This is a genomic window from Acidaminococcus sp., assembly GCF_057597765.1.
In genome coordinates this window covers 150,797-176,664 of record NZ_DBMBXK010000006.1, presented here as the reverse complement: position 1 = coordinate 176,664, position 25,868 = coordinate 150,797, and the positions used below count along the sequence as shown (strand labels likewise).

General features: G+C 54.8%; 22 protein-coding genes, 1 rRNA gene and 1 pseudogene. 15 read left to right on the top strand and 9 right to left on the bottom strand.

Annotation, left to right across the window (positions count from 1 at the left end; all coding sequences use genetic code 11):
- Together rrf and ACZOF8_RS05975 are read left to right on the top strand one after the other, a co-directional pair.
- Positions 1-97, top strand: a 5S ribosomal RNA gene (rrf, locus tag ACZOF8_RS05980); the annotation flags it as partial.
- A 298-nt stretch (positions 98-395) separates the two neighbouring features.
- The gene (locus tag ACZOF8_RS05975; RefSeq protein WP_154488675.1) at positions 396-596 is read left to right on the top strand and encodes a hypothetical protein; all 201 of its coding nucleotides are present in this window, start codon (positions 396-398) and stop codon (positions 594-596) included.
- A 112-nt stretch (positions 597-708) separates the two neighbouring features.
- On the opposite strand, the gene arsB is transcribed toward ACZOF8_RS05975, so the two are convergent.
- From arsB to ACZOF8_RS05960, 3 genes and pseudogenes are all read right to left on the bottom strand, one after another.
- Positions 709-1,740: an ACR3 family arsenite efflux transporter gene (arsB, locus tag ACZOF8_RS05970; protein ID WP_487426673.1), complete on the bottom strand. Its 1,032-nt coding sequence runs from the start codon at positions 1,738-1,740 to the stop codon at positions 709-711.
- A 26-nt stretch (positions 1,741-1,766) separates the two neighbouring features.
- Positions 1,767-1,907: pseudogene (locus ACZOF8_RS05965) on the bottom strand (arsenic metallochaperone ArsD family protein); the annotation flags it as partial.
- Positions 1,908-1,972: 65 nt separating this feature from the next.
- Positions 1,973-2,293 carry an ArsR/SmtB family transcription factor gene (locus tag ACZOF8_RS05960; protein WP_370833618.1) on the bottom strand — a complete coding sequence of 107 codons (321 nt, stop codon included), beginning with the start codon at positions 2,291-2,293 and terminating at the stop codon, positions 1,973-1,975.
- A gap of 233 nt (positions 2,294-2,526) precedes the next feature.
- Here ACZOF8_RS05960 and ACZOF8_RS05955 point away from each other — a divergent pair, with 233 nt between their 5' ends.
- Both ACZOF8_RS05955 and ACZOF8_RS05950 read left to right on the top strand, forming a co-directional pair.
- A complete protein-coding gene (locus tag ACZOF8_RS05955) occupies positions 2,527-3,870 on the top strand; it encodes a purple acid phosphatase family protein (protein WP_487426672.1) in 1,344 nt (447 codons plus the stop codon).
- A gap of 19 nt (positions 3,871-3,889) precedes the next feature.
- Complete coding sequence (locus tag ACZOF8_RS05950; RefSeq protein ID WP_022487140.1) at positions 3,890-4,210, top strand: winged helix-turn-helix transcriptional regulator; 321 nt, start codon at positions 3,890-3,892, stop codon at positions 4,208-4,210.
- A gap of 45 nt (positions 4,211-4,255) precedes the next feature.
- Here the strand turns inward: ACZOF8_RS05950 and ACZOF8_RS05945 are convergent, their stop codons facing one another.
- Positions 4,256-4,711, bottom strand: a complete 456-nt coding sequence (locus tag ACZOF8_RS05945; protein WP_022487141.1) for a nuclear transport factor 2 family protein — start codon at positions 4,709-4,711, stop codon at positions 4,256-4,258.
- Between the two features lie 196 nt (positions 4,712-4,907).
- Between ACZOF8_RS05945 and dapF the strand changes: the two genes are divergently transcribed.
- The 3 genes from dapF to ACZOF8_RS05930 all read left to right on the top strand — a co-directional run bounded on the left by dapF (position 4,908) and on the right by ACZOF8_RS05930 (position 7,547).
- Positions 4,908-5,792, top strand: coding sequence for a diaminopimelate epimerase (dapF, locus tag ACZOF8_RS05940; protein ID WP_353844373.1), 885 nt, complete (start codon positions 4,908-4,910; stop codon positions 5,790-5,792).
- A gap of 82 nt (positions 5,793-5,874) precedes the next feature.
- Entirely contained in the window at positions 5,875-7,074 is a 1,200-nt protein-coding gene (locus ACZOF8_RS05935; RefSeq protein ID WP_022487143.1) for an LL-diaminopimelate aminotransferase, read from the top strand.
- A gap of 23 nt (positions 7,075-7,097) precedes the next feature.
- Positions 7,098-7,547, top strand: coding sequence for a hypothetical protein (locus tag ACZOF8_RS05930; protein WP_022487144.1), 450 nt, complete (start codon positions 7,098-7,100; stop codon positions 7,545-7,547).
- Positions 7,548-7,624: 77 nt separating this feature from the next.
- Here ACZOF8_RS05930 and ACZOF8_RS05925 read toward each other — a convergent pair whose 3' ends face one another.
- The 4 genes from ACZOF8_RS05925 to ACZOF8_RS05910 are packed head-to-tail and all read right to left on the bottom strand — an operon-like array spanning position 7,625 to position 11,332.
- On the bottom strand, positions 7,625-8,686 hold the full coding sequence (locus tag ACZOF8_RS05925; protein ID WP_022487145.1) for a polyamine ABC transporter substrate-binding protein: 1,062 nt from the start codon (positions 8,684-8,686) through the stop codon (positions 7,625-7,627).
- Positions 8,687-8,692: 6 nt separating this feature from the next.
- Entirely contained in the window at positions 8,693-9,490 is a 798-nt protein-coding gene (locus ACZOF8_RS05920; protein ID WP_022487146.1) for an ABC transporter permease, read from the bottom strand.
- Complete coding sequence (locus ACZOF8_RS05915) at positions 9,471-10,331, bottom strand: ABC transporter permease (RefSeq protein WP_022487147.1); 861 nt, start codon at positions 10,329-10,331, stop codon at positions 9,471-9,473. Before ACZOF8_RS05915 ends, ACZOF8_RS05920 begins: the two co-directional genes overlap by 20 nt.
- A complete protein-coding gene (locus ACZOF8_RS05910) occupies positions 10,328-11,332 on the bottom strand; it encodes an ABC transporter ATP-binding protein (protein ID WP_022487148.1) in 1,005 nt (334 codons plus the stop codon). Before ACZOF8_RS05910 ends, ACZOF8_RS05915 begins: the two co-directional genes overlap by 4 nt.
- A 256-nt stretch (positions 11,333-11,588) precedes the next feature.
- On the opposite strand from ACZOF8_RS05910, the gene rplU reads away from it, so the two are divergent.
- From rplU to rpoC, 6 genes are all read left to right on the top strand, one after another.
- On the top strand, positions 11,589-11,900 hold the full coding sequence (rplU, locus tag ACZOF8_RS05905; protein ID WP_012937735.1) for a 50S ribosomal protein L21: 312 nt from the start codon (positions 11,589-11,591) through the stop codon (positions 11,898-11,900).
- Between the two features lie 3 nt (positions 11,901-11,903).
- Positions 11,904-12,233, top strand: coding sequence for a ribosomal-processing cysteine protease Prp (locus ACZOF8_RS05900; protein ID WP_022487149.1), 330 nt, complete (start codon positions 11,904-11,906; stop codon positions 12,231-12,233).
- Positions 12,234-12,238: 5 nt separating this feature from the next.
- Positions 12,239-12,529, top strand: a complete 291-nt coding sequence (gene rpmA, locus ACZOF8_RS05895) for a 50S ribosomal protein L27 (RefSeq protein ID WP_012937737.1) — start codon at positions 12,239-12,241, stop codon at positions 12,527-12,529.
- 58 nt (positions 12,530-12,587) lie between these two features.
- A complete protein-coding gene (locus tag ACZOF8_RS05890; protein WP_022487150.1) occupies positions 12,588-12,974 on the top strand; it encodes a hypothetical protein in 387 nt (128 codons plus the stop codon).
- Between the two features lie 294 nt (positions 12,975-13,268).
- The gene (rpoB, locus tag ACZOF8_RS05885; protein ID WP_022487151.1) at positions 13,269-17,003 is read left to right on the top strand and encodes a DNA-directed RNA polymerase subunit beta; all 3,735 of its coding nucleotides are present in this window, start codon (positions 13,269-13,271) and stop codon (positions 17,001-17,003) included.
- 16 nt (positions 17,004-17,019) lie between these two features.
- The gene (gene rpoC, locus ACZOF8_RS05880) at positions 17,020-21,069 is read left to right on the top strand and encodes a DNA-directed RNA polymerase subunit beta' (protein WP_195839655.1); all 4,050 of its coding nucleotides are present in this window, start codon (positions 17,020-17,022) and stop codon (positions 21,067-21,069) included.
- Between the two features lie 82 nt (positions 21,070-21,151).
- Here the strand turns inward: rpoC and ACZOF8_RS05875 are convergent, their stop codons facing one another.
- Positions 21,152-21,649, bottom strand: a complete 498-nt coding sequence (locus ACZOF8_RS05875) for a hypothetical protein (protein ID WP_288174435.1) — start codon at positions 21,647-21,649, stop codon at positions 21,152-21,154.
- Between the two features lie 366 nt (positions 21,650-22,015).
- Between ACZOF8_RS05875 and ACZOF8_RS05870 the strand changes: the two genes are divergently transcribed.
- Entirely contained in the window at positions 22,016-23,560 is a 1,545-nt protein-coding gene (locus ACZOF8_RS05870) for an AbgT family transporter (RefSeq protein WP_022487154.1), read from the top strand.
- A 559-nt stretch (positions 23,561-24,119) separates the two neighbouring features.
- The gene (locus ACZOF8_RS05865) at positions 24,120-25,664 is read left to right on the top strand and encodes an AbgT family transporter (RefSeq protein WP_154487694.1); all 1,545 of its coding nucleotides are present in this window, start codon (positions 24,120-24,122) and stop codon (positions 25,662-25,664) included.
- Positions 25,665-25,868: the final 204 nt, after the last annotated feature.

Here is a 25,868-nt window from a genome sequence, read left to right as displayed (position 1 = left end):
GGATCCACCTGTTCCCATGCCGAACACAGCAGTTAAGCCCTTATACGCCGAAAGTACTCGACTGGAAACGGTCCGGGAGGATAGGGAGCTGCCGGTTAAGAAAATTCCGCATCTGATGGATGCGGAATTTTTTTGTGCCAGCGGCGGATGGATACCAGATGCGGGGGCATCTGTTTTTGAATTTGCGGCCCTTTGGGCGGCCGGGACGGGCTTGCCTGCGGCGAGCCCCTGCATCGTCGATGTCATTGATTTCAACGGAAACCACAGGAACGGGAGTGTCGATGGATCCGTTCCTGGGACCACTGGCTCTATAGCCCGACAAAAACGTGGTAGGGGCGTGCCGGAGACCCGCCCTTCCCGGCCGCCTATTTTTTTTATTCAAAATCAATGAAGTCATGGGACGGAAACCCAAGATTGTGGCCATGCACGGAGGCCTGGAAACCGGTTTCTTCTATAAGGCCAATCCCAAACTGGATCTGGTCAGCGTGGGCCCCAATACCCACGCCATCCACAGCGCCGATGAATCGGTGGAACTGGAAAGTACTGCCAAGGTGGCCCGGATCATCGCCGGGACATTGACGGAATTGACGAAATAAAAAAGGGGCTGCTGCGTTCGCAACAGCCCCCTCTTCAGGTCTCGAGACTCGAGACCGAGCCGCTACGCGGCTTATGAGGCCGGGGTGTTGCACATAACGTGCAGCATCCCCCTTATTTTCTATTGGCTATCTTCACCAGGCTCAGCATCACCGGCACTTCCGTCAGGACACCGACGGTGGTGGCCAGGGCGGCGGGGCTGGTGACTCCGAACAGGGCGATGGCTACGGCTACGGCCAGTTCGAAGAAGTTGGAGGCTCCGATCATCCCTGCGGGAGCGGCGATGCTGTGTGGCAGGTGGAGCAGATTGCTGGCACCGTAGGCAATGGCAAAGATCAGATAGGTCTGGAGCACCAGGGGAATGGCAATCAGCAGGATATGGAAGGGATTGGAGAGAATCACCTGGGCTTGGGAACTGAAGATGATGCACAGGGTCAGCAGCAGGCCCCAGGTGGTGGCCTGATCAAATTTGTGGACAAAGACCTGGTTGAAATAGGTTTCCCCTTTCCGGCGGATCACTGTGATCCGGGTCAGGATCCCTCCCGCCAGGGGAATCACCACAAACAGGAAGATGCTCAGGAACAGCACACTGTAGGGCACCGTTACATGGGATACGCCAAGCAGATATTTGACAATGGGCACGAAGGCCACCAGGATGATCAGATCATTGGTAGCCACCTGGACCACCGTATAGGCCGGATCTCCCTTGGTCAGAGTACTCCAGACAAAGACCATGGCAGTGCAGGGAGCGGCCCCCAGGAGTACGGCTCCTGCCAGATACTGGGTAGCCAGGTCCCGGGGAATGAAAGCCTGGAACACCTGATAAAAGAAGAAGGCGGCCAGGCCGTACATGGTAAAGGGTTTGATCAGCCAGTTGGTGACCCAGGTGACAAAAAGTCCCTTGGGATGCCGGCCCACTTCCCGGATGCTCTGGAAATCCACCTTCATCATCATGGGGTAGATCATGATCCAGATCAGGATGGCAATGGGAATGGAAATCCCGTCAATCTGCATCCGGTCCAGGAACCGGGGAACCGCCGGCAGGAAATGGCCCACCAGTACACCGGCCGCCATACAAAGGAAAACCCACAGGGAAAGATACCGCTGGAACGTGCTGATGCCCATCTTGTTTTCCATTTGGCTCATAGTGTTTCCAACCCCTTTCCTTTTTACCGCTCTACTGGGATGCCGTGTTTTTCCAGGGTGTCCAGTACGGCGGAAATCCGCAGCAGTTCCGGATCGATGGAGGGACCGCAAAGTCCTGTAGGGCAGCATATGGCCTGTTCAAAAATCTGTACCTGTTTTCTTTCCATAATAGCTTCCTCCCCAAAAATAAATTTATAGATTGAAATTTATCAATTCATTAACGCAAAAAATTTTACGGGCATCTGGGACAGCTGCAGTCCGCCGGCTTGAAGGACGGGGTTTCCCGGAACAGTTCCCGGATCAGGGCTTCCAGTTCCCGGGCAGTTTCCCGGTTCAGGGTATAGTAGACCCATTTGCCTTCTTTCCGGCCAGTGACCAGCCCTGCGTCGCACAGGATCTTCATATGATGGGAAAGGGTGGGCTGGGACAGATGGAGATTTTCCAGCAGCACGCAGGCGCACCGCTCTCCGCCCTGGAGCAGTTCCAGGATGTGGAGCCGGTTTTCATCGCCCAGGGCCTTGAACAAACGGGCTTTAAAAGCAAGATTTTCCATCTGACAGCCTCCTTTCATATTGATAAATTTAAATCTGTTATCTGCAGTATAGAGCTTTTCTTCAGAAGTGTCAAGATGCAGGAAGAGGATACTGCTTCCTTGTTGCTTTTTATTCTTTTGGTCAGTATACTGTTTTCGTATAAAATCCCATGACCATAAAGTATTTGTATTGTGGCGGCCATTCTTTTATGCTATAGACAGGCAAGTACAAAACTAAAGGAGTGAAAAGTGCGGTGAAGAAGAACGTTTCCATAAAAAAGAGCCGGATCCTTATGGGGTTCCTGGCGCTGGCGGTGGCCCTGGTGGCCGGAGTCTGGCATTTTTCTCCCTGGTTCCGGACCTGGGCCCTGGGAAAAGTGGACCAGGCCCGGGGAGCGGCCATCCATTATGATCTGCTGGACCAGGTGGAGGCCCGAAATATCCGGCAGGTGATGACGGCGGATCCCTCCCGGAGCCGGGTGATCCAGTGGCAGTCGGATTATCCGGTGAAAGAAGAACCGGTGTTGGAATACCGGAAGGCCGGAGAAAGTTCCCTGACAGCCGCTTCGGTGACGGAAGAAAAATTCACGGACGGAGGCAAGGACACCTGGATCTATACGGCCCGGCTGGAACAGCTGGAACCGGGACAGGCCTATGAGTACCGGATCCGGGCGGGAAAGAAGGCCACGGAGTGGATGCCTCTGAAAGCCTTTGCCGGCAATACCTTCAAGGCCCTGATCTTCCCGGATTCCCAGTCGGCGGATTACAGCGTGTGGAAGGCTGCCGCCCAGCCTTCCTGGCAGCGGAACCCGGACGCCAGTTTCTTTGTGAACATGGGTGACCTGGTGGACAACGGGGAAGACAGCAGCCAGTGGAACGCCTGGTTCGGGGTGGTGGAACCCATGGCGGAAAAAATCCCGGTGGCGCCTCTGATGGGGAACCATGAAACCTACGACCTGAACTGGAAGGTGCGGATGCCGGAAGGGTATCTCCACCGGTTCGCCCTGCCGGACAACGGACGGGAAAAATACCGGAACCAGTTCTATTCCTTTACCGTGGGGGATGTGCATTTTGTGGTACTGAACACCCAGAACGAGGAACTGAAGGAATGGGAACCGGATCTGGCCCGGGACCAGGAGGCCTGGTTCCAGGAAGATATGGCACGGAACCAGGGCAAATGGAATATTGTGCTGATGCACAAGGACCCCCTCCAGTATGCCTTTGATCCGGCAACCCGGCCGGGACGGGACCGGGCGGAAGGGTTCTCTCCGGAAGGACGGGAATGGATGCCCCTCTTTGATCGGTACGGGGTGGACCTGGTGCTCAGTGCCCATCTCCATACCTATCGGAATCGGGGAAGGATCTACGATTTCCAGCGGGCAGATCACGGACCTTCTTACATCATTACCGGCGTGGCTGGAGACGTGCGGTATCCCAGCCTCTGGAAGCGCCATGCCCTGGATGTGACCCTGGCCCCCCAGCCGGAAACGGACAACTACCTGGTACTGGAAAAACAGGAAGACCAGCTCCGGATCCAGTGCTTCCTGCCCGACGGGACCCTGGTGGATACGGTGACTATTGGGAAAAGTGAAGAGTGAAGAGAATGGAGGAAATCAGGTGGCTCAATTTGACGGAAAGACCTATGACTGCCCCTTTGATTGTTTTCTGGCAGTCCTGAAGGGAAAATGGCGTACTGATCTGCTGCTGGCTCTGGCCGACCATCCCAGCCATTTCCGGGAACTCCAACGGACCCTGACGGGCATCAGCGCCAAAGTCCTTACGGAAAATCTCCGGGGCCTGGAGCGGAATCATCTGGTGGAACGGCAGGAGCAGGATGATCCTGCCGGAATGGTGGAATACCGTCTTTCTTCGGAAGGAGAACAGCTCATCCAGGTTATGGAGCAGATCAACCATTGGGTGGGGCGCTGGCTGGCATAAAAAAGGCTGTTGCCTGGTGATTTCTCTCTCTGGCAACAGCTTTTTTTAAAACATGGTGTTGGTGTTTTCCGCTTTTTCCGGAATATCCTGGATTACGTCCCAGTGTTCCACGATCTTCCCGTTTTCGACCCGGAAGATATCTACGGCGGCCTGGCCACGGTCCTTGGCGTTCAGTTTAATGTGGTTATGGATGAATACCAAATCTCCGTCCGCCCCCAGATGCTTGATCTCTGCGGTGCTTTCCGGAAACTCTTTCAGGAAACCGGCAATGCCCTCCTTGAAGGCCTGCTTTCCATCTTTGAATCCGGGACTGTGCTGGATATAGGTATCTCCTGTCAGTTCGTCAATAACGGCTGTGTGATGCTCGTTGAAGATCTGGTCCCAGAAATAGGCAGCCAGTTCCTTGTTGTTCTTGAACTGGGGAGCAGCACCGGCCGTCCCCGATACTATCCCGCACAGCAGCAAGCCCAGGGAAAGGGTCAGTAATTTTTTTTTGAACATAATAGAACGACCTCCTTTGTCTTAAGTTAGTTTAACATAACTAAAATAAAAGAGAAAGAAGGTACTTTCAGGTAACCTTCACTTTTCATCCTAAGACGCAGGCCTTATTGTTTAATTTTTGGGGACAAGTGCAGCAGAAAAACTTTCATGATATAATAAGAAATCAAGCGAAAATGAGGGGGAAGACTCCATGAAAATGAAATTTACCAAAATGCACGGCTGCGGCAACGACTATGTTTATGTGGACTGCATGGACCGGATGCTGCCAAATCCGGGGAAAATCTCTGAATATGTGAGCCGCCGGCGGTTCGGCATCGGTTCTGATGGACTGATCTGCATCTGTCCGTCGGACAAGGCGGATTTCCGGATGCGGATGTTCAATGCGGATGCTTCCGAAGGGAAAATGTGCGGGAACGGGTCCCGATGCATTGCCAAATATGTCTATGACAAAGGGCTCACCCACAAGGATACCATCACCCTGGATACCCTGGGGGGCATCAAGACCATCCACATGACCGTGGAAAACGGGAAGGTGGTCCTGGCGGAAGTGGATATGGGCAAAGCGGAGACCCGGGTGGCCGCCATTCCCATGGACTGGCCCGGAGAAACCTGTGTGGACCAGCCGGTGACCTTCACCCGTTCGGACGGAACGGAAATCACCGTCCAAGGCACTGCCGTTTCCATGGGGAACCCCCATTTTGTCACCTTTGTGGAGGACGTGGAAACGGTACCGGTGGAAGCGGTAGGCCGGGTCATCGAGACTTCGCCTCTTTTCCCGGAGCGGACCAATGTGGAATTTGTCCAGGTGGTGGATGAAAACTATGTGAAGTTCCGGGTGTGGGAACGGGGCAGCGGGGAAACCTGGGCCTGCGGTACCGGCGCATGTGCCGTAGGGTATGCCTGCGTGGCCCTGGGCAAAGCCGGCAGACGGAATGAATTCCTGAAGGTGGAAGCCAAAGGGGGCCTGCTCCAGGTCCGTACCGGGGAAGGGGACCTGATGACCCTGAAGGGACCGGCGGTAACGGTTTATGAGGGGGAAATCGAAATTCCGGAAGAAATTTTGGAAGAAAGTTTGAAATAATTGACTTTCCTCCAGGGCTACTTTACAATAAATAAAGGTTCCTAAGAGGAATACATTCTTTTGCATTAAAGGAGAGTCAGATATGGCGTTAGTGAATGGGAATTTTGCGAAGTTAAAGGAAAGCTATCTGTTTTCGGATATTGCTGCACGGGTGAAGGCTTTTACCGAAGCCCATCCGGAAAAAAAGCTCATTAAAATGGGCATCGGGGATGTTACCCTGCCCCTGGCTCCTTCTGTGGTGGAAGCCATGACCAAGGCCGTCCAGGAAATGGGCCACAAGGAAACCTTCCGGGGCTATGGTCCCGAACAGGGTTATGAATTCCTTCACGAAGCCATTGCCAAATACTATGCCCGTCACGGGGTCCAGCTGGAAACCAAGGAAATCTTCGTCAGCGACGGGGCCAAAAGCGACTGCGGAAACATCACTGACCTGTTCGATGACAGCAATGTGATCCTGGTTCCGGATCCGGTGTACCCGGTATATGTGGACACCAACGTGATGCGGGACCGGAAGATCCTGTACATGAACGGGACTCCGGAAAACGACTTCCTGCCCATGCCGGATCCGGCTGTGAAGGCGGACATCATCTATCTGTGTTCCCCCAACAACCCCACCGGGGCTGCCTACAACAAGGAACAGCTGAAGGAATGGGTGGACTACGCTCTGAAGAACGACGCCATCATCCTGTATGATGCGGCTTACGAAGCCTTCATCACCAACCCGGATATGCCCCGGAGCATCTACACCATCCCTGGCGCCAAGGATTGCGCCATTGAATTCTGCTCCTTCTCCAAGACTGCAGGGTTCACCGGTACCCGCTGCGGCTACACGGTGGTGCCTCTCCAGCTGACCCGGAAATCTCCGGAAGGGAAGGAAATGAGCCTGAACAAAATGTGGCTCCGCCGGCAGACCACCAAGTTCAACGGTGTGAACTACATTGTCCAAAGAGGGGCGGAAGCTGCCATGTCCCCTGTGGGCGAAAAGGAATGCGGGGATATGCTGGCCTACTACCGGGAAAACGCCCGGATGATGATGGAAACCTTCGACAAGAAGGGCTACAAATACTATGGGGGCGTGTATTCTCCCTATGTATGGATGAAGTGCCCCAATGGCATGGGCAGCTGGGAATATTTTGACCACCTGCTGAACGACCTGGCCATTGTAGGGACCCCCGGTGCCGGTTTCGGCACCATGGGCGAAGGGTATCTGCGGCTCAGTGCTTTCGGTACTCACGAAGGCACCAAAGAAGCCATGGAACGGATCGAAAAAGACAATATCTGATAAAAAGAAGGGTTGGATCCAACATGAAAAAAATCATTCTGATGCTGACGGCAGTCCTGTCTCTGGGTATGGCCAGCCTGGGCTTTGCCAGCCCGGCCAGTGACCTCTTGGCCCAAGAAGAAACTACTACCAGCAATGTCATCAAACTGATCCAGGGGAAAGGCCAGCTGGCGGAAGTGTCCACCGGTTTCTCTCCGGCTCTCCAGAAGAACTTCAACGCTGCCGCACTGGACAACATGAAAAAAGGTGTAACGGAACAGCTGGGTGGCATCAGCAATCTGAAACTGGTCCGTCTGGACAAATTTGCTGACGCAGACCGTCTGGTGTATATCGGCGATGCCAAAAAGGCTCCCAATGTGCAGATGACCTTCGTGTTCAGCGTCAAAGGCAAAAAAGCCGAACTCCAGGGCCTGAACCTGATCCCTGTGGAAGTGAAACAGGTACAGAACAGCCAGAAAGAACAGGCAAAATAAGAGGTGCCGCACAAGCGGTCCGTGACAAAAAGGGACTGTGAAAAAATGAGAAATCATTTTTTCACAGTCCCTTTTCCTTACCGTATCGTTTTCAGTTCTGTCCAGTACTTGTCATACAGGGTGATCCCGTCCCCCAGGTCGTGGAGCCATTCGCCCTCTTTCAGGTGGGTGATGGCGGTGTTCAGCATGGGGTCTGCCAGGTATTCTTTGGAATGGTACTTCCGGGCATTGCTGTTGGGATCGTTGTAGCCGATGGCTTCGTAGTTTTTGGCACTGACCTCCGGATCAAACAGGAAGTTGATGAATTTCTCCGCCAGTTCCTTGTGTTTGGCCCCTTTGGGAATGGCCAGGGTATCCGCCCACACCAGGGTCCCTTCCTTGGGGATCACGAACCCCAGGTTGGGGTTCTCCCGGTAGCTGAAGGAGGCATCCCCGGACCACATGGTGCCGATCCAGCCTTCTTCGGCAATGAATTTCTGCTTCAGGCTGTCCGTATCGTAAGCCAGCACATCGGGGGCCAGGGCCTTCAAATCCTGGAAAGCCTTGGCCAGCTGGGCGGGATCCGTGGAGTTGTTGGACCAGCCGTTCTTCTTCAGGGCCATGCCGAACACTTCCCGGCTGTCGTTGAGCAGGATTACCCGGCCCTTGTAGGCGGGATCCCACAGATCGTTCCAGGAGGTGGGCGGGGTTTTGATGTATTTCTTGTTGTAGACGATTCCGGTCATACCCCAGGTGTAGACCACGGAATAGTCTCCCTTAGGATCGAACTGGGGATGCTGGAGGGTGTCCATCATGTTCCGGGTATTGGGGATGGCGTCCTTATCCAGCTTTTCCAGCATGTTCAGTTTGATCATGGTGGACACCATATAGTCGGAAGGCTGGATCAGATCGTACTGGGCGCCCCCGGCCTGGAGTTTGGCCAGAAGCTCCTCGTTGTTGGCGAACACGTCGTAGTTCACCCTGCAGTTATATTTTTGTTCAAAGGCTTTGATCATGTCCGGGTCGAAATTGTCCGCCCAGCTGAAAATGTTCAGCACCTGTTTCCCGTCATCGGCGGGCTTTTTTTCACTGCTGCAGCCGGTAAGAGCAAGCACCAGGGGCACCAGACACAGGACCAGGAGCCAGGAAAGTTTTTTCACGCAGCATCAGTCCTTTCGGGAAGAATGGTAGCCCTTTTTCTGCAGCAGCTGGGAAATCACCACCAGGGAGACGGTGACCAGCATCATGCAGGTGGACAGGGCGTTGATCTGGGGAGAAATCCCCCGTTTGACCATGGCGTAAATGTACAGGGGCAGGGTGGTGGAATTGGGCCCGGCCACAAAGAAGCTGATCACGAAATCGTCGATGGACAGGGTGAAGGCCATCAGGGCACCGGCCACCACCCCGGGCAGGATCATGGGGAAGGTTATATACCGGAAGGCCTGCCAGGGAGTGGCATACAGATCGCTGGCCGCTTCTTCCAGGTCCTGCCGGCAGCCTTCCAGCCGGGCTCCCACGGTGATGATCACAAAGGAGAGGCAGAAGGTGATGTGGGCGATGATCAGGGTGGTTTTCCCCAGGGGGATCCCGGTCTGGGAGAACAGCACCAGCAGGGACAGCCCCATGACGATTTCCGGGATCAGGATGGGCAGGTACAGCAGGCTGTTGATGAGAAATTTGCATTTGTACTGGTACCGGTGGAGGGCCAGGGCCGCCAGGGTTCCCATGACGGTGGTGACCACTGTGGTGATGGAGGCGATGAGCAGGCTGTTTTCCAGGGCTTCCAGCACCCGGTCATTCTGGAGCAGGGATGCGTACCATTTCAGGGTGAACCCTGTCCACACCGCATTGATCCGGGAATCGTTGAAAGAGTACAGGGACAGGATCAGAAGGGGCAGGTACAAAAAGGCCAGGATGGCCAGGGAATAGGACAGGAGGGTGGCGTTACGCCAGCTTTTCTGCATGGGACTTCCCTCCTTTCTGGGCTTCCAGGGCTTTGTAGTACAGGGCAATCATCACCAGGGAGAGCAGCGCCAGGATAATGGACAGGGCGGATCCGAAAGGCCAGTCCCGGGCAGCCAGGAACTGGTTCTGGATCACGTTTCCCATCAGGGCGCTTTTGGCACCTCCCATAATGTCCGGCACCACGAACATCCCCAGGGAGGAAATGAACACCAGGATGGAACCGGCGGCCACCCCCGGCAGGGTGAGAGGCAGGGTGATCTTACGAAAAGCGGTGAAGGGAGCGGCCCCCAGGTCACTGGCGGCTTCCAGCAGCCGCTTGTCCATCTGTTCCAGAGAAACGTAGATGGGCAGTACCATAAAGGGCAGCAGGGCGTAGACCATTCCCAGCATCACGGCATAGTTGTTGTAGAGCAGGGTCATGGGTACCTGGATCACTCCCAGGTGGAGGAGGAAGGTGTTCACCAGCCCCTGGGCCCGGAGGATGATCACCCAGGAATAGGAACGGATCAGGAAGTTGATCCAGAAGGGGATCATTACCAGGATGATCCCGGCCTGCTGCCATTTTTTGGGCAGCACCATGGCGATGGTATAGGCCACCGGATAGCCCATGGCAAAGGTGAACAGAGTGGTGATGAGCGCCGTGGCCAGGGTGGAGACGAAAATCATCAGGTACAGAGGTTCCAGGAACCGGGTATAGTTGGTCAGGGTCCACTGGAACACCACCTGTCCGTAGGCTGTGCGGGAGGCAAAGGATACGCCCACCACGATCAAAAGGGGCAGGGCAAAGAACAGGGTCAGCCACCCCATGGCCGGCAGCACCAGCAGTTTCCCCCGCTTCATTTCGTCACCTGGACGCCGTCTTTGGCGTCCCAGCTGATGGCCACCCGGTCATCCACTTCCCATTTCCGGTATTCATCATAATATTGGTAGGCAGTGATGATTTCCCGGGTGGAATCCAGCCGGATGAACAGCTTGTCCAGGGTGCCGCAGAACTGGATCTGTTCCACCGTGCCGGTGTGGGCAGGCTGGGTTCCGGCAGCTGCGGCTTCTTCCAGGCTCCGGACATTGATGAACTGGGGCCGGACGGAAAGGAGACGGCTGTCATCCCCGGGCACCGGGAAGAAGTTGTTCTCCCCGATGAAGCTGGCGGCAAACCGGCTCCGGGGATACTGGTAGATCCGGGCCGGGGGATCGTCCTGTTCGATCTTCCCGCCGTTGACGATGATGACCCGGTCGCTCATGGTGAGAGCTTCCTCCTGGTCATGGGTCACATAGATGAAGGTGATGCCCAGCCGCTGCTGGAGGTTCTTCAGTTCCAGCTGCATGGTTTTCCGGAGCTTGTAGTCCAGGGCACCCAATGGTTCGTCCAAAAGGAGCACTTTGGGGTTGTTCACCAGGGCGCGGGCAATGGCCACCCGCTGCTGCTGACCGCCGCTCATCTGCTGGGGCCGGCGGTAGCGCAGCTCTTCCAGTTGAGTCAGCTGGAGCACTTCGGCCACCCGTTTCTGCTGTTCTTTCTGAGGGACTTTCTTCATCATCAGCCCGAAGCGGATATTTTCCTCCACGGTCATATGAGGGAACAGGGCATAGTGCTGGAACACCATATTCACGTTTCGTTTATAGGGAGCCAGACGGGTTACGTCTTCGTTGTCCAAAAAAATATGGCCCGCCGTAGGCGTCTCCAGACCGGCGATCATGCGCAGCATGGTGGTTTTCCCACAGCCGGAAGGGCCTAGAAGGGTCACGAATTCCCCGTCATAGATTGTCAGGTTCAGGGTAGGGATGATCAGGTTGTTTTCAAATTCCTTGGTGATTCCAACCAGACGAATCATTTCTTTCATCTTTGATTCTCACGACCTTTCTGCAGTTTGCAATCTAATAATTATAGCATGTTTCCTTTCTGAGGAATACAGGAAAAACAGGAAATTTCCCCGGAAAAAAACGGGGAGAAACGGGAAAAAACTTGCGTTTTTTTCCGTTTTGTAGTAAACTATCAAGGCTGAATGTGAATTTGGCACTACCGCCCGGAGAGGTTCCCAAAAACTCCGGAAGGAGTTACCGTATTCGGCGAGTCTTGGAATGAGGGAGGTGCAGAATATGTACGCTATTATCCGTACAGGTGGCAAACAGTACCGCGTCAGCGAAGGCGATGTACTGAACGTTGAAAAACTGAACGTTGAAGAAGGCCAGGAAGTCGTTTTTGACGAAGTTCTGACTGTTGTCAACGATGGCGATGTGAAAGTAGGGGCTCCTACCGTAGCCGGCGCCAAGGTAACCGCCAAGGTTGCCAAACAGGGCAAAGCTGATAAGATCTTTGTTTTCAAATACAGAGCTAAATCCAACTATCGGAAACGTCAGGGTCATCGTCAGCCGTTCACCCAGGTTGAAATCACTTCTATCGAAGCCTAAGCCATGATTGCCGTAGACATTTACTACAACAGCCGTGGCAGAATCAGACGGTACAGGGTATCGGGGCATGCGGAGTACAGCCCGGATGGGTTCGACGAAGTGTGCTATGCTGTATCGCTGAATACTCAGGTGGCCGCCAATGGCCTCAATGAAGTCCTCCATCGGAAGGTGGACTACTCCATTGACCAGGAAGACGGCAGCCTGGCTGTAAGACTGGTGGATGAGCCTGATGCGAAGACGGATGCAGTGCTGAAGACCATGGTCTGCGGCCTGCGCCATCTGCAGAAGACCTATTCCCAGGATTATCTCATGATCAAGGAACACAGGAGGTGAACATCGTGTTCGAATTAATCCTTCAATTACACGCTCATAAGAAAGGGTCCGGTTCTACCCACAACGGCCGTGATTCCAACGCACAGCGCATGGGGACCAAAGCCCATGACGGTCAGCTGGTAACCGCAGGTTCCATCATCGTCCGTCAGCGCGGCACCCGTTTCCATATGGGCCAGAACGTTGGCATGGGCAAGGACTACACCATCTATGCGAAAGTGGCCGGCAAGGTTGCTTTTGAAAGATGGGGCAAAGACCGCCGTACCATCAGCGTTTACCCGGTGGAAGCCGAAGCTTAAAGACCAGAAGGGCTGCCGCATTGCGGCAGCCCTTTTTTTCATGGAAGGACGGGAGAACATGGAGGAAGCCCTGCGGGAACAGGTCCGGGACTTTGCGGCCCGGGGCCTGAAAAGCCTGGAACAGGAAGACATGCCCGATGCCCGGGGAAATCTGGCATTCACCCGGGAAGCCCTCCGGGACCGGAAGGCGGCTGAAAGCAGCTGCAGCCGGGAGGAAATGGCAGTCCTGGACCGGGTGCTGAAGGAAGTGGAAGCCTTCCCCAAACTGGCGGCCAATGCCCGGGATTCCCTCCTGGACCTGGAAGGAGTCCGGTGCTTCGGGGCCGGCCGGTTCCTGATTTTCTACCGGTACAATTCCAATTACGGGCTGGTGACGGTGATCCGGCTGGCCCTGGACCGACCGGAGTGGAAGGAACTGATCCGGGACGGGAAAAAATTCCATTAAAAAAGTTTCACAAAAAAATCATAAATAAATTTGGCGATAGCCCTTATATTATGGTATAATTATCGTCCATGAAGTTTGCTAAAGCAGGATTATATAGGTTTCGCGAGTGCTCAGTGGTTGGACATCGCGTTCCCGCTCAAGTGAGGAGAGGAGCACGAAATGCTGACTGAGAGACATTGCAGGATACAAGGCTGATCAATCTTGATTGTGTTGACTGCCTTGTTTTTTTTGTGTGATAGATTTCTTGGTACTTTCTTCGAAATACCTGCCTAGAGAAAAGGAGTGAGAGACCACATGTTTAAGCCGGTACATAATGGCGACCGCATCCGGTACAGTTATGCTCGGATCAAAGAAGTCCTGAAGATGCCGCATCTGATTGACCTGCAGAGAAAATCTTATGAGTGGTTCATAAGAGAAGGGCTGCACGACGTGTTCAAGGATGTTTCTCCCATCAAGGATTTTACGGACAACCTGGAACTGAGTTTTGAAAACTTCACCATCGGGGATCCCAAATACGATATCGAAACCTGCAAGGAAAAGGATGCCACCTATGCGGCGCCTCTGAACGTGGATGTACGGCTGCTGTACAAGGACACCGGGGAAATCAAGGAATCCACTGTGTTTATGGGGGATTTCCCTCTGATGACCGATACCGGCACCTTTGTGATCAACGGGGCGGAACGTGTCATTGTCAGCCAGCTGGTCCGGTCTCCCGGTGTCTATTACGCCAAGGACATGGATCCCATGGGGAAATTCCTCTACGGGACCACGGTGATCCCCAACCGGGGCGCCTGGATCGAATATGAAACCGATCTGAACGACATTATCTACGCCCGTGTGGACCGGACCCGGAAACTGCCGGCTACGGCACTGCTCCGTGTAATGGGCCTGCCCACCAACGACGACATCATCCAGACCTTCGGGGAACATCCTTTCCTGATGGCTACCCTGGCCAAGGATACCACCAAAAACGAAGAAGATGCCCTGCTGGAAATCTACCGGAAACTGCGTCCCGGCGAACCGGCCAACCTGGAAAACGCCGCCCAGCTGATCAAGAACATCTTCTCTGACAACCGGCGGTATGACCTGGCCAATGTGGGCCGTTACAAGGTCAACAAGAAACTGGGCTGGCGCCAGCGCCTGCTGGGCAAGGAACTGACTTCTCCCATTGCCTTCGAAAATCCCGACGGAACCCGGGGCGAAGTGGTCCTGCCGGCCGGCACCATCATCGGTGACGATGAAATCGATAAAATCGAACAAAGCGGCATTTACAGCGAACCGGGCTATGCGGAAGTCTGGGTGAAATACCAGGAAAAACCGGAACGGATCATCGTGACCAAGGACATCGACGCATCCGTACGGGTGATTACTCCCGCTGATGTAATCGCCTCCTTTGCGTACCTGCTGAACGTAATCGACGGCATGGAAGGCAAGGACGACATCGACCATCTGGGCAACCGGCGTGTCCGCTGCGTAGGGGAACTGCTCCAGAACCAGTTCCGGATCGGCCTGAGCCGTATGGAACGGGTGATCCGGGAACGGATGACTCTCCAGGATGCTGATGTGATCACGCCTCAGGCTCTGATTAACATCCGTCCTGTGGTGGCCGCTGTGAAGGAATTCTTCGGCAGCAGCCAGCTGTCCCAGTTCATGGACCAGAATAACCCTCTGGCTGAACTGACCCATAAACGCCGTCTGTCCGCTCTGGGGCCCGGCGGTCTGTCCCGGGAAAGAGCCGGTTACGAAGTCCGTGACGTGCACGTTTCCCACTACGGCCGTATGTGTCCTATTGAAACCCCTGAAGGCCCCAACATCGGTCTGATCGGATCTCTGGCCGCCTACGGGGTGGTAAACCGGTACGGCTTCATTGAAACTCCTTATCGGAAAGTGGACAAGAAGACCGGCAAGGTTACCAACGAAATCGTTTACATGACCGCCGACGAAGAAGACAACTACATCGTGGCACAGGCCAACGAACCTTTGAACGATGACGGGTCCTTCGTGAACAGCCATGTAACCTGCCGGGAACGGAACGACGTGCTGTCCATTCCTCCCACCCGGGTGGATTTCATGGACGTATCCCCGAAACAGGTTATGTCCATTGCAGCAGCCCTGATTCCTTTCCTGGAAAACGATGACGCCAACCGGGCTCTGATGGGTGCCAACATGCAGCGTCAGGCTGTGCCTCTGCTGAACCCCAAGGCTCCTGTAGTAGGGACCGGGATGGAATACAAAGTGGCCGTGGACTCCGGCGTGTGCATCCTGGCCAAACATGCCGGGACGGTGAAATACGTCAGCGGCGACAAGATCATCGTGACCCGGGCCGACGGTGCCGGCATCGATGAATACAACGTGCTGAAATTCAAACGTTCCAACCAGAGCACCTGCGTGAACCAGCGCCCCATCGTCTTCAAGGGAGACAAGGTGGAAGAAGGCCAGGTACTGGCTGACGGTCCTGCCACGGACCATGGCGAACTGGCTCTGGGCCGCAACGCCATTGCCGCCTACATGCCCTGGGAAGGCTACAACTACGAAGACGCCGTACTTCTCAGCGAAGACCTGGTGAAGGAAGATGTCTTCACCTCCATCCATATCGAAGAATACAACTGCGACGCCCGGGATACCAAACTGGGGCCTGAAGAAATCACCCGGGACATCCCCAACGTTTCTGAAGAAGCCCTGAAGGACCTGGACGAAGACGGGATCATCCGCATCGGTGCGGAAGTCCGCCCTGGGGATATCCTGGTAGGGAAAGTCACCCCCAAAGGGGAAACGGAACTGAGCGCAGAAGAACGGCTGATCCGGGCCATCTTTGCTGAAAAGGCACGGGAAGTCCGGGACAGCTCCCTGCGGGTACCCCATGGGGAATCCGGGATCATCGTCAGCGTACAGATCTTCACCCGTGAAAACGGGGATGAACTTCCCCCTGGCGTAAGCAAACAGGTCCGCGTCCATATTGTCCAGAAACGGAAGATCAGTGAAGGGGACAAGATGGCAGGCCGTCACGGGAACAAGGGTGTTGTTTCCCGGATCATGCCGAGAGAAGACATGCCGTTCCTGCCCAACGGGGAACCGGTCCAGATCGTGCTGAACCCTCTGGGCGTACCTTCCCGTATGAACATCGGGCAAATCCTGGAAGCCCATCTGGGCTGGGCTGCCTGCGCCCTGGGGATGCGGATCGAATCCGGAGACCCGAAACTGGCAGGCGAACTGAAGGAAGCCGGCTACGATGTGGATAAGTACGGCATGCCGGAAACCGTGGATCATGCAGTGCCGGTGGCTGTGCCCGTGTTCGATTCCGCCCGGGAAGACGACATGGAAAAGACCCTGAAGCTGGCTGGTGTGGATCCCAGCGGGAAGACCACCCTGTACGACGGCCGTACCGGGGAACCCTTCGACAACCCGGTTACCGTAGGCTGCATCTACTACCTGAAGCTCCACCATCTGGTTGCGGACAAGATCCATGCCCGTTCCACCGGTCCGTACTCCCTGGTTACCCAGCAGCCTCTGGGTGGTAAAGCCCAGTTCGGCGGCCAGAGATTCGGGGAAATGGAAGTGTGGGCCCTGGAAGCTTACGGGGCTGCCTACACCCTGCAGGAAATCCTCACCGTCAAGTCCGATGACGTGGTGGGCCGTGTGAAAGCCTATGAAGCCATCGTGAAGGGTGAAAACATCCCTGAACCGGGTGTGCCTGAATCCTTCAAGGTACTGGTGAAGGAAATGCAGAGCATCGGTCTGGACATCCAGGTGCTGGATGAAGACGATGATGAAATCGATCTGGATGATGAAGACGAAGATATCGGAATGGGCGACATCGCCAGAGAGCTGGATATGGATATGGCCAACAAGGCTCCCCATACCGCAGCCAATGTGGGCGAAGAGAACCCGGCCCAGTCCAGCGGCGAAGAACTGAGCCCTGACGAAGACCAGCCGGAAGGCAGCGACTTCGACGTGATTGCCGATATCGGGAACATGAATCTGGATGATTCCCATGACAACGGCGACGACAACGGGTCTGATGCAGAGTAGGAAGGAGTGAGTGCTCTTGTTGGACGTAAATAAATTTCATTCTATGAGAATCGGTCTGGCCTCTCCGGAGAAGATCAGAGCCTGGTCCCACGGGGAAGTGACCAAACCGGAAACCATCAACTATAGAACCCTGAAACCGGAACGGGACGGCCTGTTCTGTGAACGGATCTTTGGGCCCACCAAAGACTGGGAATGCCACTGCGGCAAGTACAAACGCATCCGCTACAAGGGTGTGGTCTGCGACAAATGCGGCGTGGAAGTCACCCGTTCCAAGGTCCGCCGTGACCGGATGGGGTCCATCGAACTGGCCGCTCCTGTCTCTCACATCTGGTACTTCAAAGGGATTCCCTGCCGGATGGGCGCCATCCTGGACATCGGCCAGAGAGCTCTGGAAAAAGTCCTGTACTTTGCCAGCTACATCGTCCTGGATCCAGGGGATACCAACCTGACCAAGAAACAGCTGCTCACCGAAGCGGAATACCAGGAAAAACTGGATGAATACGGTCCTACTTTCCGGGTGGGCATGGGCGCAGAAGCCATCAAGGAACTGCTCCATGAAATCAACGTGGAAGAACTGACCAAGGAACTGCGGGCAGCTCTGAAGACGGAAACCAGCCTCCAGAAAAGACGGAACATCGTCCGCCGTCTGGACGTGTGTGAAGCCTTCCTGAAGAGCGGCAACAAGCCGGAATGGATGATCATGGATGTAATCCCGGTCATTCCTCCCGACCTGCGCCCCATGGTCCAGCTGGACGGCGGCCGGTTCGCCACCAGTGACCTGAACGACCTGTACCGCCGGGTGATCAACCGGAACAACCGTCTGAAACGGCTCCAGGAACTCCAGGCTCCGGACATCATCGTCCGGAACGAAAAACGGATGCTCCAGGAAGCCGTGGATGCCCTCATCGACAACGGCCGTCGGGGCCGTGCCGTAACGGGCCCTGGCACCCGTCCTCTGAAATCCCTGTCCGATATGCTGAAAGGGAAACAGGGCCGGTTCCGTCAGAACCTGCTGGGGAAACGGGTTGACTATTCCGGCCGTAGCGTAATTGTGGTAGGGCCTGAAATGAAAATGCACCAGTGCGGTCTGCCGAAAGAAATGGCACTGGAACTGTTCAAGCCCTTTGTAATGAAGCGCCTGGTGGAAACCGGCGCCGCCACCAACATCAAGAGCGCCAAACGGATGGTGGAACGGGCCACCAACGCTGTATGGGATGTACTGGAAGACGTGATCAAAGAACATCCTGTACTGCTGAACCGTGCCCCGACCCTGCACAGACTGGGCATCCAGGCTTTCGAACCGATCCTGTCCGAAGGCCGGGCCATCAAGCTGCATCCTCTGGTCTGCACTCCTTACAACGCCGACTTCGACGGGGACCAGATGGCTGTCCATCTGCCTCTGTCTGCGGAAGCCCAGGCTGAAGCCCGGGTGCTGATGATGTCCGTCAACAACATCCTGGCACCCAAAGACGGGAAACCCATTACCGTTCCTACCCAGGATATGGTACTGGGGGCCTACTACTTGACCATCTTCAAGGATGGAGCCAAAGGGGAAGGCCGCCGGTTCATCAGCTTCGACGAAGCCCGTCTGGCTTACTTCAACCATGTGATCGACCTCCAGGCCCGGATCAAGGTGAAGGTTCCCAATGCGGAAATCTTCCCGGAACCCTCCGACAAGGGCGAAAGCCTGGTTACCACCTCCATGGGCAACATCATCTACAACTCTGAACTGCCTGTGGAAATGCGGTATTACTCCAAACAGGAAGACGGCACCTGGCTCCTGGGCAAACTGATCGACAAGAAGGAACTGGGCCGTCTGGTTGCCAAGGCCCACAAGCTGTACGGCAACTTCGGTACCGCCCGGGTACTGGATATCGTCAAGAAACTGGGCTATGACAACGCCTGCAAATCCGGCCTGTCCATTGCCGCTTCCGATATCAAGATCCCGAAAGAAAAAGCTTCCATCCTGGCTGCTGCTGAAAAGCAGGTAGACAAAGTGGAAACCATCTTCAACCGCGGTCTCATGAGCGATGACGAACGGTACCGCAAGGTTATCGCCATCTGGGACAAGGCTACCGAAGACGTGGCCAATGCCCTGATGAAACACACCATGGACCCCTTCAACCCTGTATATATGATGGCCAACTCCGGTGCCCGTGGTAACGTGCAGCAGATCCGTCAGCTGGCCGGCATGCGCGGTCTGATGGCTGACCCTTCCGGCCGGATCATCGACCGACCCATCAAATCCAACTTCCGTGAAGGCCTGACCATTCTGGAATACTTCATTTCTTCCCACGGCGCCCGGAAAGGTCTGACCGATACCGCACTGCGTACCGCAGACTCCGGTTATCTGACCCGCCGTCTGGTAGACGTGGCCCAGGATGTTATCGTCCGGGAAGACGACTGCGACGTAACGGGTATGAACCTGGTCCGGGAACGGGCGCGGTTCTGCAAGGCTGTCCTGGGTTCCAGCCAGCACAAGCTGAAGGATTACGTGATCGGCCGCACCCTGGCTGCCGGCGTCATGAATCCGGAAGATGACTCCCTGCTGGCGGAAGCCGACACGGTGGTCACCGAAGAAGTCTACGACCGTCTCATGGCCGCCCATATTCTGGAAATCAGCCTGTATCCGGCTGATGAGGAAAGCGGCGAAGAACCGGAAACCGTGGCCATCAATGTGCCGGAAGAAAAGGTGAAAGCCGCCTTCCGGGAACACATGACCCATCATTTCCTGGACAAACAGGTGGAAGAAGACATCCTCAACGAAAAGGACGAAGTCCTGGCCAAAGCCGGAGACAAGTTCACCGCTGACGTGATCGAAAAGATCCTGGCTGACGGGACTGTAAAGGAACTGAAGATCCGGAACAACGAAGTGGACGGCGTCTATGTGGAAGCCATCACTTCCGGGAAGAACAAGAGCACGGTTCTGGAATCTCTCCGTGACCGTCTGGTGGGTCGTACCCTGGCGGAAGACATTGCTGACAAAGACGGCAAGGTCATTTACCACATCAACGACTACATCACCGAAGATATGGCTGATGTGATTGCTGATCTCCGGGAAAAAGTCAAGATCCGTTCCGTACTGACCTGCAAATCCCACTTCGGGGTGTGCCGTGCCTGCTATGGCCGGAACCTGGCTACCGCCAAGAAGGTGGAAGTGGGCGAAGCCGTCGGCACCATCGCTGCCCAGGCCATTGGCGAACCGGGTACTCAGCTGACCATGAGAACTTTCCACACCGGCGGTGTTGCCGGTGCTGACGATATCACCCAGGGTCTTCCCCGTGTAGAAGAACTGTTCGAAGCACGGAAACCGAAACACCCTGGCATCCTGACCGAAGTGGCCGGGACGGTGGAAATCCAGGAAAAGGACGATGGCCGTTTCGTGGTGATCCACAAGGAAGACGGTACGGAAGAATCCTACCACATTCCTTACGGCGCCAAGATCCATGTGGCCGAAGGGGACAAAGTGGAAGTGGGCGACCGGCTCACCGAAGGGTCCCTGAACCCCCACGACATCCTGCGGATTTCCGGTCCTGCCGCCACCCGGCATTATCTGGTGCAGCAGGTACTGGGCGTCTACAAGTCCCAGGGCGTGGAAATCAACGACAAGCACGTGGAAGTCATGGTCCGTCAGATGATGCGGAAGTACAAGATCGACGAAGCCGGCGACACCAATATGCTGCCGGGCTCCGTAGTGGATATCGCCCAGTTTGAAGACGAAAACGATGAAGTACTGGCCGAAGGGAAACAGCCGGCTACCGGCCATCCCATCCTGCTGGGGATCACCAAGGCTTCTCTGGCCACCGATTCCTTCCTGTCCGCCGCTTCCTTCCAGGAAACCACCCGGAACCTCACCGATGCCGCCATCAAAGGCAAGGTGGATCCGCTGCTGGGTCTGAAAGAAAACGTCATCATCGGGAAACTGATTCCTGCCGGGACCGGTATGCCCAAGTACCGGAACATCCAGCTGAAGATCCATCGGCCGGCAGAAGCCGCCGAGGAAACTCCCGCTGTGACCGAAGCACCTGCAGCAGACAACACTGCAGAAGCACCGGTGGAAGAATAAATAAAAAATGGGGTGCTGCACATTTCGTGCAGCACCCCATTTTTAGTTGCGACCGGGGGTGTGAATCCTTTCACACCCCCTTTTATTTCATCCCCGCCAGGATCTCCTGGCGCTTTTTTTCTGTGATGGGCTCCAGGTTCCTTGTCCGGATCCACTTTTTCAGTTCCGGCAGGCTCAGGGCGTGGGCCCGGGAGGCTTCGTCCAGCTGGAACACCGGGTCTGCATAATTATCCGCTCCAATGATAAAAGTATGGATGGGTAAAAGGGGACTGTGGGCTGTTTCCAGCGATTTTGTCAGTTTTTCCCGTTCTTTCTCCAGAAGTGGCAGGGGATTGGGAATTTCGGTAATTCCAGAATTGTCTTTCAACTTCCATTGTTCGTCCCGTTCCGAACCTTGTATTCTGTATCCATGATACACTACCCGAAGCAGCAGGATGTCATGGGGAAGGAGGATACAGATGGAATCTGGTGAAAAAGTGAATGAAAAAGGAGAAACTTCAATAAAATCATCCCGAGAGCCAGATTTTACAGCTTTTAACACCCGTTTTCTTCCGCCTGCAAAAGTCCGGTTCTTCTTCATCTTCCGGATCCAAAAATAGAATACCAGGATCCCGGTCAGGAGCACAAGAAAGAAAATCAGGTATTCTTTCAGGGAATGTAGCTTCCATACGGTCATATTGGGGAAAATCTGTATCACAACTTCTTCCATTTTTTCTTTCAATCCTTTCCTGTTACAAAATCATAAGGTAAAACTTGTACAGATTATAACATATGGAAAGTATACACGTCCAGAGGAAAGAAAAACTGGACAAGGGTAGGAAAATAATGGTATTATATAAACAATTCCTTTGGAAAGAATGAGAATGTTTGATATTTTGGCTCCAATGCAGTTTTTGATATACTGCATTCAGCATACAATACTTTCTTTGAAGGGGGTTGTCATTCAATGGTCGCAAAAAACGCAGCAAAACAAACCTGGGTGGACCGTTTCCTGAACACCATCGAAACGGTGTGCAACAAATTGCCGCCGCCCGCCATTCTGTTCGTGGTCTTATTTCTTATTACTGCTGTGATTGGTGCCGGATTGACCAGCACGGGCTTCAGCCTGACCAACCCGGCAACGGGGAAGGCCGTTGTTTCTCAGAATCTGTTTTCCAAGGCAGGGGTCCAGTGGCTGCTGACCAATTTGGTGAAGAACTTCACCGGATTTGCTCCTCTGGGTCTGGTAATCACCATGACCATGGCCATCGGGTTCTGTGAAGAATCCGGGCTGCTGGTGGCCCTCCTGAGACGGTCCCTGAAGAATGTGCCTCCAGGGGTGGTTCCTTATCTGATCGCTTTCCTGGGGACTTGCGGGAACATTGCCTCTGATACGGCGATGATCGTGATTCCCCCTCTGGCCGCCATTGTGTACATCGGGGTCAAGAAACATCCGGTGGTAGGCATGATGGTAGGGTATGCCGGGGCACAGGCCGGGTTCACTGCCAACCTGATGGTGGCCGGGACTGACTCCCTGCTCCAGGGGCTCACCAACCAGGCCATCGATGCGTTCCTGGGCGCTCCTGGGCTGTTTGCAGTGGATGTGACCTGTAACTGGTACTTCCTGTTTGTATCCACCTTCCTCTGCGGTGCTGTCATCGGCTGGGTGTCCATCCACATCATTGAACCCCGGTTCCCTCAATATGAAGGATCCGAAGAAGAAGCGCTGCTGGAAGAAGTGACTCCCCTGGAAATCAAGGGGCTGCACAATGCCGGCCTGGCCTGCCTGCTCTACATCGCCATTGTGATTTTGGGCTTCAAGATGCAGATCCTGTCCAAGGACGGGGTGACCGTAGTGGGATCCCTGATGCTGAAAGGCCTGATCCCTCTGCTGTTCTTCCTGTTCAGCATTGCGGGCATTGTTTATGGGAAGACCACCGGAAAATTCACCACGGTGAAGAGCATCAACTCCGCCATGGTGAAGCAGATGAGCGGCATGGGCGCCTATGTGGTGTTCTGCTTCTTCTGCGGCCAGTTCCAGGGTCTGTTCAACTGGACCAAGCTGGGGACCCTGCTGGCCATCAGCGGGGCCAACTTCCTAAAGGGTGTAGGCTTTACCGGGATTCCCATGTGCATCGCCTTCATCCTGATTTCCGCGTTCGTCAACATCTTCGTGTCTTCCGGCTCTGCCAAATGGGCCATTTTCGCACCGATTTTCGTTCCCATGTTCATGCTGCTGGGCTACCATCCTGGCTTTACCCAGCTGCTGTACCGGTTGGGTGACTCCCCGGGCAACTGCTTCACTCCCATGAGTCCCTACATCTGGATGATTCTCAGTGTGGCCCAGGAAAAATACATGCCGGACTGCGCCATCGGGACCCTGATTTCCAACATGATCCCCATTGCTGTTGTCCTGCAGATTGCCTGGATTATCTTCCTGGTGATCTGGATGACCTTGGGTGTGCCTTTTGGACCGGGCGTGGGCATTGCCCTGCCGGCCGGAGTGCTGTAAGTTTTGTGTGCCGCCTGGCGGCACACGGTCTCGGGTCTCGAGTCTCGGGCCGATGGATAGAACCCGTCCCAAACGGACGGGTTCTTTTTTATTGGGGAATACGGCAGTTGAAAGGAGGGCATCCGAACGATACTTCTCATTGTCAGTGCCAGTAAGGAATCCGGATAGAAAGGGCAGGGACGGTGCAGGCGGATGGGGCTGTTCTGTTTTGGAGATGGGGGAATACACTTTAGTATGGAAAAGAAAGAATCTGCAATTTTCTGTTAAAATCAGCAAACTATGTTCTTGCTGCAGAACCAAGGAGACTGGAACGAATTGGAGTGGAAAGTCGGAACAAAAAATGAAAAATATCCCGAGAATGTCCGTATGAAATGGACTTTTCTTCAGAAAATTATTTTAAATTCAACAATTTTGTCCTGGTTTCTGATATAATATGGGAGAAATCTTGTAATATTCTTGACAATGTCTCTGAATTTCTTTTCAGAGAACATCCGGATCCTTTTGGAAAAAGAAAAATGTTGTCTCTTTCCAGTGGAACCGAAACAAAGGAGGACTCTCAATGGAAACCAAGAACGCAACAAAAAACAGTCTGTTGGACCGCTTCCTGAATACGGTAGAGCGGGTCTGCAACAAACTGCCGCCCCCGGCCATTCTGTTCTGCATCCTGTTTGTAATCACCGCCGTGGTGGGGGCCATCTGCACCCAGGCAGGCTTCGCTCTGGAAAACCCTGCTTCCCACAAAATCGTAACCTCCCAGAACTTCTTCACCACCGCCGGCATCCAGTGGCTGCTGACTACCCTGGTGAAGAACTTCACCGGATTCGCTCCTTTGGGCCTGGTAATCACCATGACTCTGGCCATCGGATTCTGTGAAGAATCCGGTATGCTGGCGGCTCTCCTCCGCCGGTGCATGAAAGGGGTGCCTCCGTCCCTGGTGCCCTTTATTGTGGCCTTCCTGGGGGTCTGCGGCAACATCGCCTCTGATACGGCCATGGTGGTAATCCCGCCCCTGGCGGCTGTGGCATATATCGGGGTCCGGAAACATCCTGTAGTGGGGATGATGGTGGGCTTTGCCGGTGCGGAAGCCGGTTTCGGGGCCAACCTGATGATTGCCGGCACCGACTCCCTGCTCCAGGGGCTCACCAACCAGGCCATTGACGGGTTCTTCGGCAAGGCCGGGGTCTTTGCGGTGGATGTGACCTGCAACTGGTACTTTATGTTTGCCTCCACCTTCCTGTGCGCTTTTATCATCGCTCTGGTTTCCATCAAGATCGTGGAACCCCGGTTCGGGGTCTATGACGGTCCGGGAGCCGATGAGGAACTGGGAGAAGTGAAGCCCATCGAAGTGAAGGGGCTGAACCGGGCCGCTTTGGTTGTGGTGGCCTACATCCTGGTGCTGGTGGCCGGATTCTTCGCCGGAGTCCTGTCCAAGGACGGGCACACCTTCGTAGGATCCCCTCTGCTGAAAGGGCTGATTCCCCTGCTGTTCGTCATGTTCAGCCTGGCCGGGCTCACTTACGGGTTCACCACCGGGTCCTTCAAGACCATCAAGGATGTAAACAAGGCCATGGTCCATCAGATGAGCGGCATGGGCGCCTTTGTGGTGTTCTGCTTCTTCTGCGGCCAGTTCCAGGCCCTGTTCAGCTGGACCCATCTGGGGACCCTGCTGGCCATCGGTGGGGCTGACTTCCTGAAGAATGTGGGCTTTACGGGCCTGCCCATGTGCGTGCTGTTTGTATTGATTACCAGCCTGGTGAACATCTTCATGTCCTCCGGGTCCGCCAAGTGGGCCATCTTTGCCCCCATCTTCATTCCCATGTTCATGCTGCTGGGGTATCATCCCGGCTTTACCCAGCTGCTGTACCGGTTGGGGGATTCTCCCACCAACTGCTTTACCCCTATGAATCCCTATCTGTGGATGATCCTCAGTGTGGCTCAGGAAAAATACATGCCTAAGGCGGCCATCGGCACCCTGGTGTCCAACCTGATCCCCATTGCCGTCTGCCTGCAGATTGCCTGGATCATCTTCCTGATTGGCTGGATGACCCTGGGGCTGCCCATCGGGCCGGGGGTGGAAATGGCCCTGCCGGCGGGAGTGCTGTAAGAATAGAAAAAATGCTGTACCGTTGATGGGGGCTGTTGCATGCGCAACAGCCCCTTAGTCTGAAGTCTGAAGTCGGAAGTCTCAGGACAGGATCCGTCTGGCTGGACGGATCCTTTTGATTCTGTAAAACCAGAATCGCAATCAATCTGAGAGATTATTTCGTCCAAAGGTTCTACACATTCAAAAAATTTGCCTGCAAATTTA

Excerpts from the sequence above, each read along its gene's own strand:
- ACZOF8_RS05975 (WP_154488675.1), top strand. The coding sequence starts at position 396 with ATGGGACGGAAACCCAAGATTGTGGCCATGCACGGAGGCCTGGAAACC.
- arsB (WP_487426673.1), bottom strand. The coding sequence starts at position 1,740 with ATGAGCCAAATGGAAAACAAGATGGGCATCAGCACGTTCCAGCGGTAT.
- ACZOF8_RS05960 (WP_370833618.1), bottom strand. The coding sequence starts at position 2,293 with ATGGAAAATCTTGCTTTTAAAGCCCGTTTGTTCAAGGCCCTGGGCGAT.
- ACZOF8_RS05945 (WP_022487141.1), bottom strand. The coding sequence starts at position 4,711 with ATGTTCAAAAAAAAATTACTGACCCTTTCCCTGGGCTTGCTGCTGTGC.
- dapF (WP_353844373.1), top strand. The coding sequence starts at position 4,908 with ATGAAATTTACCAAAATGCACGGCTGCGGCAACGACTATGTTTATGTG.
- ACZOF8_RS05935 (WP_022487143.1), top strand. The coding sequence starts at position 5,875 with ATGGCGTTAGTGAATGGGAATTTTGCGAAGTTAAAGGAAAGCTATCTG.
- ACZOF8_RS05930 (WP_022487144.1), top strand. The coding sequence starts at position 7,098 with ATGAAAAAAATCATTCTGATGCTGACGGCAGTCCTGTCTCTGGGTATG.
- ACZOF8_RS05920 (WP_022487146.1), bottom strand. The coding sequence starts at position 9,490 with ATGCAGAAAAGCTGGCGTAACGCCACCCTCCTGTCCTATTCCCTGGCC.
- ACZOF8_RS05915 (WP_022487147.1), bottom strand. The coding sequence starts at position 10,331 with ATGAAGCGGGGGAAACTGCTGGTGCTGCCGGCCATGGGGTGGCTGACC.
- ACZOF8_RS05910 (WP_022487148.1), bottom strand. The coding sequence starts at position 11,332 with ATGAAAGAAATGATTCGTCTGGTTGGAATCACCAAGGAATTTGAAAAC.
- rplU (WP_012937735.1), top strand. The coding sequence starts at position 11,589 with ATGTACGCTATTATCCGTACAGGTGGCAAACAGTACCGCGTCAGCGAA.
- ACZOF8_RS05900 (WP_022487149.1), top strand. The coding sequence starts at position 11,904 with ATGATTGCCGTAGACATTTACTACAACAGCCGTGGCAGAATCAGACGG.
- ACZOF8_RS05890 (WP_022487150.1), top strand. The coding sequence starts at position 12,588 with ATGGAGGAAGCCCTGCGGGAACAGGTCCGGGACTTTGCGGCCCGGGGC.
- rpoB (WP_022487151.1), top strand. The coding sequence starts at position 13,269 with ATGTTTAAGCCGGTACATAATGGCGACCGCATCCGGTACAGTTATGCT.
- ACZOF8_RS05875 (WP_288174435.1), bottom strand. The coding sequence starts at position 21,649 with ATGAAGAAGAACCGGACTTTTGCAGGCGGAAGAAAACGGGTGTTAAAA.
- ACZOF8_RS05870 (WP_022487154.1), top strand. The coding sequence starts at position 22,016 with ATGGTCGCAAAAAACGCAGCAAAACAAACCTGGGTGGACCGTTTCCTG.
- ACZOF8_RS05865 (WP_154487694.1), top strand. The coding sequence starts at position 24,120 with ATGGAAACCAAGAACGCAACAAAAAACAGTCTGTTGGACCGCTTCCTG.